The organism is Frigoribacterium faeni (assembly GCF_007988805.1).
Taxonomy (GTDB): domain Bacteria; phylum Actinomycetota; class Actinomycetes; order Actinomycetales; family Microbacteriaceae; genus Frigoribacterium; species Frigoribacterium faeni.
The window spans coordinates 1-1,987 of record NZ_BJUV01000074.1; the positions used below are offsets into that span (position 1 = coordinate 1).

2 protein-coding genes are annotated in these 1,987 nt (G+C 70.3%); one reads left to right on the forward strand and one right to left on the reverse strand.

Annotated features, from left to right (window positions below; genetic code table 11):
• Nucleotides 1-29: 29 nt before the first annotated feature.
• On the reverse strand, nt 30-332 hold the full coding sequence (locus FFA01_RS15755; RefSeq protein WP_146857130.1) for a putative quinol monooxygenase: 303 nt from the start codon (nt 330-332) through the stop codon (nt 30-32).
• A gap of 172 nt (nt 333-504) precedes the next feature.
• On the opposite strand from FFA01_RS15755, the gene FFA01_RS15760 reads away from it, so the two are divergent.
• Nucleotides 505-1,947, forward strand: a complete 1,443-nt coding sequence (locus FFA01_RS15760) for an APC family permease (protein ID WP_146857131.1) — start codon at nt 505-507, stop codon at nt 1,945-1,947.
• Nucleotides 1,948-1,987: the final 40 nt, after the last annotated feature.

Sequence of the window (1,987 nt, forward strand, 5' to 3'; positions counted from 1 at the left end):
CGACGACCCGCGCCTCCTCGGCCCGATGGTCAGGACGCGAGCGGGATCGTCTCGGAGAACGAACGGGTGGTCGGCGCCTCGACGAGCACCTCGGGCAGACGGTTCGCGCCCTCCGGGGTGGCGCGCCAGGCGACGTACGCCTCGTGATCCGCCGACGTGGCCCAGGTCTCGACCACGATCGCGCGGGTCGGATCGGCGTCGTCGACGACGACCTCGAGGGCCTCGCAGCCCGGCCAGGCGCGGGTGGCGACGAGCGTCTCGCGGACGATGTCGTGGGCGAGGTCGAGATCGGCGGCGTCGAAGTGCAGTTCGAGATGGACGGTCGTGGTCATGCGGTTCCTCCTGCGGTCGGAGGGTCAACGCTACGCGCGCCTCCCCGCTCTGCTCGCACCGCGCCTCCTCGGCCGCACCGCGCCTCCCCGGCACCGGGGGTCGACAATCGACGCGGAACGGGGGCAGGATGTCGCAGACATCCGTGCTCCACCGACGCACCCGGAGGTCGCCATGACCACGTCGAGCAACACGAAGCCGCCGACCACCGACACCGGTGAGACGCCCACCGAGCTGAAACGGGCGATCGGCCCCAAGCTCCTGCTGCTGTTCATCGTGGGCGACATCCTCGGCACGGGCGTCTACGCGCTCACCGGGCAGGTCGCCGCCGAGGTGGGAGGCGCGGCCTGGCTGCCGTTCCTGATCGCGTTCGCCGTCGCCCTGGTGACCGCGTTCTCGTACCTCGAGCTCGTGACGAAGTACCCGCAGACGGCCGGGGCCGCCCTCTACGTGCACAAGGCGTTCGGCATCCACTTCGTCACGTTCATCGTGTGCTTCGTCGTGATGTGCTCGGGCATCACGAGCGCCTCGACCGCCGCGCGCGCGTTCGCGGCCAACCTCGCGGCGGGCATCGGCGTCGAGTTGTCGAACGGCGTCGTCATGGCGATCGCGATGGGGTTCATGCTGCTGGTGATGGCGATCAACTTCCGGGGCGTGAGCGAGAGCGTCAAGGCGAACGTCGTGCTGACGCTCGTCGAGCTGTCCGGTCTGCTGATGGTCATCCTGATCGGCTTCTGGTTCATCGCCGGCGGCAACGCCGACTGGGGTCGGGTCGTGCTGTTCGAGACCCCGGGCGACAAGTCGCTGCTGCTGAGCATCAGCACGGCGACGTCGCTCGCGTTCTTCGCCATGGTCGGCTTCGAGGACAGCGTCAACATGGCCGAGGAGACGAAGGACCCGAGCCGGATCTTCCCGAAGGTCATGCTCACCGGGCTCGGCATCGCCGCCGTCATCTACGTGCTGGTCGCCATCTGCGCCGTCGCGGTCGTGCCGATCGGCGAGCTGGCCGACAACGAGACGCCGCTCGTGACCGTCGTCAACACGGCGGCCCCCGACTTCCCCATCGGACAGCTGCTGCCCTTCATCTCGATGTTCGCCGTCGCCAACAGCGCGCTGATCAACATGATGATGGCCAGCCGCCTGCTCTACGGCATGAGTCGCCAGGGCGTGCTGCCCGGGTTCCTGTCGAGGGTGCATGCGAAGCGCCAGACCCCGTGGGCCGCGATCGTCTTCACCACGGCGCTCGCGCTCGCGCTGATCGGCTACGTGTCGCTGTCGCCCGAATCGCCCATCGTGGCGGTGCTCGGCGGCACGACCTCGCTGCTGCTGCTGGCCGTGTTCGCGGTCGTCAACGTCGCGGTGCTCGTGCTGCGCCGCGACCGCGTGACGCAGAAGCACTTCCGGGCGGGCACCGTGCTGCCGGTGATCGGCGTCGTCGCGTGCCTGTGGCTCGTGCTGCCGGTGTCGTCGGGGCGCGGGGCCGAGCAGTACGAGATCGCCGGAGGGCTGCTCGTGATCGGGATCGTGCTGTGGGCGGTCACCTTCGTGTCGCGCCGCGGCAAGCCGACTCCGAGCGAGGCGATCGCCGAGTCCGAGCGCGCCGAGCCGCCCGCGTAGCCGGCCCGCGCGCCGCGCGGCCGGCGCGCCGCGCGGCCGG